This is a genomic window from Stenotrophomonas sp. HMWF023, from assembly GCF_003060985.1.
GTDB lineage: Bacteria > Pseudomonadota > Gammaproteobacteria > Xanthomonadales > Xanthomonadaceae > Stenotrophomonas > Stenotrophomonas lactitubi.
Map to the genome: position 1 here is coordinate 1 of NZ_QAIJ01000191.1, position 5,319 is coordinate 5,319.

6 protein-coding genes are annotated in these 5,319 nt (G+C 67.8%); 4 read left to right on the forward strand and 2 right to left on the reverse strand.

All coding sequences use genetic code 11. The features are described from left to right. Positions 1–726, forward strand: a 726-nt coding sequence (gene alr, locus DBR20_RS10245) for an alanine racemase (RefSeq protein WP_108266104.1), incomplete at its 5' end; no start/stop codon positions are given. 121 nt (positions 727–847) lie between these two features. On the opposite strand, the gene DBR20_RS10250 is transcribed toward alr, so the two are convergent. Then, positions 848–1,414 (reverse strand): DUF3016 domain-containing protein, encoded by a 567-nt coding sequence (locus DBR20_RS10250; protein ID WP_108266105.1) that lies wholly within the window; start codon positions 1,412–1,414, stop codon positions 848–850. Positions 1,415–1,662: 248 nt separating this feature from the next. Here DBR20_RS10250 and DBR20_RS10255 point away from each other — a divergent pair, with 248 nt between their 5' ends. Next, positions 1,663–3,648 carry an ATP-binding protein gene (locus DBR20_RS10255; protein WP_229980214.1) on the forward strand — a complete coding sequence of 662 codons (1,986 nt, stop codon included), beginning with the start codon at positions 1,663–1,665 and terminating at the stop codon, positions 3,646–3,648. 51 nt (positions 3,649–3,699) lie between these two features. Next, a complete protein-coding gene (locus DBR20_RS10260) occupies positions 3,700–4,002 on the forward strand; it encodes a DUF3247 family protein (protein WP_108266107.1) in 303 nt (100 codons plus the stop codon). A gap of 76 nt (positions 4,003–4,078) precedes the next feature. Here DBR20_RS10260 and DBR20_RS10265 read toward each other — a convergent pair whose 3' ends face one another. Next, entirely contained in the window at positions 4,079–4,342 is a 264-nt protein-coding gene (locus DBR20_RS10265) for a hypothetical protein (protein ID WP_025878415.1), read from the reverse strand. Positions 4,343–4,498: 156 nt separating this feature from the next. On the opposite strand from DBR20_RS10265, the gene DBR20_RS10270 reads away from it, so the two are divergent. Then, positions 4,499–5,319: methyltransferase (locus DBR20_RS10270; RefSeq protein ID WP_258223286.1), on the forward strand; the 821-nt coding region annotated here is incomplete at its 3' end.

Sequence of the window (5,319 nt, forward strand, 5' to 3'; positions counted from 1 at the left end):
CCGCTGACGGTATGGCTGAAGCTGGACAGTGGCATGCACAGGCTTGGCCTGGACGTTGCCGGTTTCCGCGCCGCGCACGCACGTCTGTCTGCACTGCCGCAGGTGGCGCGCATCGTACTGATGACCCACCTGGCGCGCGCCGACGAGCTGGACAGCGAGCGTACCCATGAGCAGGCCGCCACCTTCGTCGAGGCCATCGAAGGCCTGCAAGGCGAGACCAGTGTCTGCAATTCGCCGGCGCTGCTGGGCTGGCCTGACGTACGCAGTGACTGGGTGCGCCCGGGCCTGATGCTGTACGGCGCCAACCCGCTGCCGGACAACAGCGAGCTGACCGCGCGCCTGCGCCCGGTGATGACGATGCAGTCCAAGGTGATCGCCGAGCGCTGGATCGAGGCCGGTGAGCCGGTCGGCTACGGTGCGCGCTTCGTGGCCAAGGCACGCACACGCGTGGGCGTGGTCGCACTGGGCTATGCCGATGGCTATCCGCAGTTCGCGCCCAATGGCACCCCGGTGCTGATCGATGGCCAACCCGGTGGGCTGATCGGCCGCGTGTCGATGGACATGCTGACCGTGGACCTGACCGCGCATGCGCAGGCCGGCGTCGGCAGCGTGGTGGAGCTGTGGGGCACTGCGCCGACGCTGTCCGAGCTGGCCCCGCGCTGCGGTGTCAGTGCCTACCAGCTGCCGTGCGGCGTCAAGCGCGTGGCACGCGTCTACCAGGATTGACCGGCTCTGGTAGCGGCCGACCTTGGGCGGCGCCGTGAATGCGTGTCGACCAAGGTCGACACCTACCGGATCGATCAAACCTTGGTCGGCGCTGTGAATGCATGTCGACCAAGGTCGACACCTACCGGGCAGCGGTAACGCGCGAGGTCAGCTGGCGCTTCACCCAGTCATCGATCAGGCGCTTCTCATAGCGCAGCGGATCGGTATCGCTCTTCAGGCCGATGTTATGCAGATAGCCGCTGTCGCTCAGGCGGGCGTCGCCTTCATCGATGATGCGCCCGCTGGCGTCCTTCAGCGTGTACTGCAGGGTGATCCGCGGCGGGTAGATGTCGCGCATGATCCGGATATCGCTGCCGCGCGGGCCGTGCCAGGGCTCGTAGTCGCCCGCGCGCTTGATATCGACCAGGGTTACGTCCAGCGTCTGCCCGGCCTGCAGGGGCTTGGCGGCGCTGGTCTGTACGTAGCGCGCCAGCTGCTGCACCCAGTCACCGCGTTCAGCCTCGAAGCGGTTGCTGCTCTGGCGGAGCTCGGTGAATTTCGCCGGATCGTCCCACTTCACGCTGACCGGGCCATCGGCCTGCAGTGCGCGCGGTGCATCGGGCGCCGTTACCGTCCGCGGCGCGGCGGCCACGCTGCCCACGGCAAGCATGCCGGCCAGCAGCAGGGCGGTTGGAAGCGAACCTTTCATGGCAGTCTCCTGCGTCCCCGAAGCGGGGAGGATGATGATCTCGGCTCGAGTGTGATCCCGCCGCAGGGCCGCAGCAATGGTCAGTAGCGTCAAATGCGTCAACAGTTGCCGCCAATTCATGGTCGTCAACCCTGACTGACGGCGCTTGACGCTGTGAATACGCGCTCTGGAAGATGCTGTACCTCCATCCGGTCTTTCTCCCCACGCCCTTGTCCACATTGCCGCCCCTCGTGGAGCGCTCACCCTTGATGGTGCCGACGCCCGAACCCGACCTGCACCATGGCGTGCTTGAGCGCATCCACGCAGGTTTCTGTGTGATCCAGGTGCTGTTCGACGGCGACGAGGCGATCGACTACCGCTTCCTCGAGGTCAACGATGCCTTCGAGCGTCATACCGGCCTGAAGGATGCCTGCGGCAAGCGCATGAGCGCGCTGGAGCCACAGCACGAAGGCGATTGGTTCCGGATCTACGGCGAAGTGGCGCGGACCGGGCGACCGGCGCAGTTCGAGATGGATGCCCGTGCCCTGGGGCGCTCGTTCGCGGTGGATGCGGTGCGTATCGGCCGGCCGGGAGATGACCTGGTGGGCGTGCTGTTCTTCGATGTGACCGCGCGCAAGCAGATGGAAGTGGAGCTGGGCGAGAGCGAGGCCCGTTTCAGTGCACTGGCCGATGGCCTGCCGATGCCGGTGTGGGTGCTGGACGAGCGCGGCCACGCCCGCTTCGTCAACAGTGCCTTCAGCGAGTTCTTCGGCGGCGACGAGAACCGTGTGCCGGAAGATGTCTGGCGCGGCTTGGTGCATCCCGACGATGCCTCGGTGTTCGAATACGAACTGCAGGAAGCGCTGAAAGCGCAGCGTTCGATGCATGCGCTTGTGCGCGCCCGCCGCGCCGATGGACAGTGGCGCTGGCTGGAAATGAACGCCCGTCCGCGCTTCTCGCGGATGGGCCGTTTCATCGGTCTGGCCGGCAGCAGCCCGGACGTCACCGAGCGTCGCGAGATCGAACTGGCGCGCGAGGAGCTGCTGCAGTCCGAGCGCGCCGCACGCAGTGCCGCGGAGAACATGGCGCGGCTGAAGGACGAATTCCTGGCCACGCTGTCGCATGAGCTGCGCACGCCGCTGACCACGATCCTGGGCTGGAGCGAACTGCTGCTGCAGCGCGTGGATTCCACCAGTCCGCTGTACAAGGGCCTGGGCGTGATCGCCAACAGTGCCACCGCGCAGAAGCGGTTGATCTCGGACATGCTCGATCTCAGCAGCATGCTGCTGGGCAAGGTGCAGCTGGAAGTGGAAGTGCTGGATCTGCGCGACCAGTTGAACGAAGCGATGGGCGCGCAGGAGCTGGTGGCCGAGGGCAAGGCGCTGGACGTCACCCTGCAGTTGCCGGCGCAGGCCTGCCAGGTGCTGGGCGATGCCACCCGCCTGCAGCAGGTGTTCTGGAACCTGCTGTCCAACGCGATCAAGTTCACCCCGGCCGAGGGCCGCATCGACGTGCAGCTGCAGGCCGATGGCAACTATTGGACGATCACCGTGCGTGATACCGGCGACGGCATCGCACCGGAGTTCCTGAACCATCTGTTCAGCCGCTTCCGCCAGGCCGACGGCACCACCACCCGCCGTCATGGCGGTCTGGGTCTGGGCCTGGCGATCGTGCAGCAGCTGGTCGAACTGCACGGCGGTACGGTCAGTGCGGCCAGCGATGGCCATGGTCACGGCGCCACCTTCACCGTGCGCCTGCCACAGCACCTGCCCGATGCCGAACGGCGTCCGCTGCGTGAGGTCGTCAGCGGTCCGATCCTGGAACCGATGGTGGTCGAACCGTACCCGCTGCGCGGCCTGCATGTGCTGGCGGTGGAAGACCAGCCAGAAGTGCTGGAGTACCTGCGGCGCATGCTGGAAGAGCAGGGCGCCAGCGTATCTGCGGCCAGCTCTGCGGGCGAGGCACTGGCGCTGCTGGCCGACAATGGGCACCTGCACTACCACGTGCTGCTGACCGACATCGGCATGCCGGGCATGGATGGCTATGGCCTGGTGAGCACGCTGCGCGAGGACCTGGGCGTGAATGCCGCGGCATTGCCTGCGGTGGCGGTGACGGCGCTGGCGCGTGCCGATGACCGTCGCCGTGCGTTGGCCTCGGGCTTCCAGGAGCATGTGGCCAAGCCGTACTCGGTGGCCCAGTTGGTGGGTGTGGTGCGGCGCGTACAGGCCACGCGTGGGGACAACCTGCTGCACTGAGCATTCACGGCCGATCGGCGACCCTGCACGCCTGCACGCAGGAGGTTGTCGATGTCCCGTATTGCTCCGCGAATCCATACCGATGCCGCGCAGATCGCGCGCCTGGAAGCCCTGCTGCCGCAGTTGCAGGGTGAAACCGAAGTGCAGCTGACCTTGCATGATGGCCGCCGCCTGCTGGGCACCGTGGCCGTGCAGCCGACGCTGCAGCAGTACCGCAACGAGGCCGGCGACGAAGGCAGCAACGGCCAGCTGCGGCTGGACGATCTCGATACACCGGTGCAGCAGCATCACGTGTGGCTGGATGAAATCGCCAGCATCCGCGAGCTGCCGCCGAGGCGCATTGATCCGATATAGAAGCCGAGCCCATGCTCGGCTGCCGTCCGCGCGGCTGCGCCGCCGCCCGAGCATGGGCTCGGGCGCTACAGGCCTATCAATGCTCGAACAGCGTTGCCGTCGCCTCGAACCTGCGCGCATAGGCGCGCTCCTCGGCTACCCGGGTCACTTCATCGTCTGCCAGGTCCGGCGCGCCATAGACGGCGTAGGCCACGCTGCCATCGGCGCCATGGCCGACCTGGTGCAGGCGATAGCGGGAATGGCCGCCGCCGGTGTCCTCCGGGTAATGCACGGGGGGATGGCTGCCTTCCAGGTCCATTTCACTGTTGTCGACGACACCTCCGACGAACAAGGCACGCATGCAGGATCTCCAGGAGTTGCGGGGGAGGTTCTACCCTGAACGCTGGCATGTTGCTGCGGCATCAAGGCAACGTTGAAGTTTCGCAAAGCGGTGGCCGGGGCCGGGCCGGACAAGCCGGTACAATGGACGGCCCTCACGCTTCCAGTACCCGCGCCGATGGCATCCAGCGACGACGCCCCCCTGCAGACCCTGTTCCTGCCGTTCTCCAGCGGCGCCCTGCGCTGGCCGGAGGGTCCGGTGGCCTTCCTGCGCGCCCGTGACGGCTGGCCCCTGCGCGAGCAGGCCGGCGGCCGCGAGGTGGATTGCGAGCAGAGCTTCGCCCCGTTCGCGCAGCCGCTGCAGCAGGCCGCTGGCTGGACCGTCAGCGGCCAGCTGGATGATGTTGCCGGCCGCGGCCGTTATCCGCTGGTGCTGGTGCTGCCGCCGCGCCAGCGCGAGGAAGCCCGCGCGCTGTTCGCCCGCGCCCTGGCGCTGGTCGCCGAGGGTGGCCGCATCGTGGCCTGCCAGCACAACAACGAAGGCGCCCGCTCCGGCGAAGGCGACCTCAAGCAGTTGGCCGGCCTCGGCGGCAGCCTGACCAAGAACCACTGCCGCGTGTTCTGGACCGCGCCGTTGCAGGGCCAGCACGATGTGGACGTGGCCAAGCGCTGGGGCAGCCTGGACGCGGTGCGGCCGATCGTCGGCGGCCGTTTCCTCAGCCGCCCGGGCGTGTTCGCCTGGGACCGAATCGACCCGGCCTCGGCGCTGCTGGCCGAGCACCTGCCGGCCGACCTGGCCGGGCGTGCGGCCGACCTCGGTGCCGGTTACGGCTACCTGTCGCGCGAGCTGCTGGAACGCTGCCCGAAGATCACCGCGCTGGACCTGTACGAGGCCGAGAAGCGCGCGCTGGACCTGGCCGAACTCAATCTGGCGCCGCCGCCGCGCCCGGTGCCGCTGCGTTTCCTGTGGCGCGACGTCACCGCCGGTATCGAGCCGGA

Excerpts from the sequence above, each read along its gene's own strand:
- DBR20_RS10250 (WP_108266105.1), bottom strand. The coding sequence starts at position 1,414 with ATGAAAGGTTCGCTTCCAACCGCCCTGCTGCTGGCCGGCATGCTTGCC.
- DBR20_RS10255 (WP_229980214.1), top strand. The coding sequence starts at position 1,663 with ATGGTGCCGACGCCCGAACCCGACCTGCACCATGGCGTGCTTGAGCGC.
- DBR20_RS10260 (WP_108266107.1), top strand. The coding sequence starts at position 3,700 with ATGTCCCGTATTGCTCCGCGAATCCATACCGATGCCGCGCAGATCGCG.
- DBR20_RS10265 (WP_025878415.1), bottom strand. The coding sequence starts at position 4,342 with ATGCGTGCCTTGTTCGTCGGAGGTGTCGTCGACAACAGTGAAATGGAC.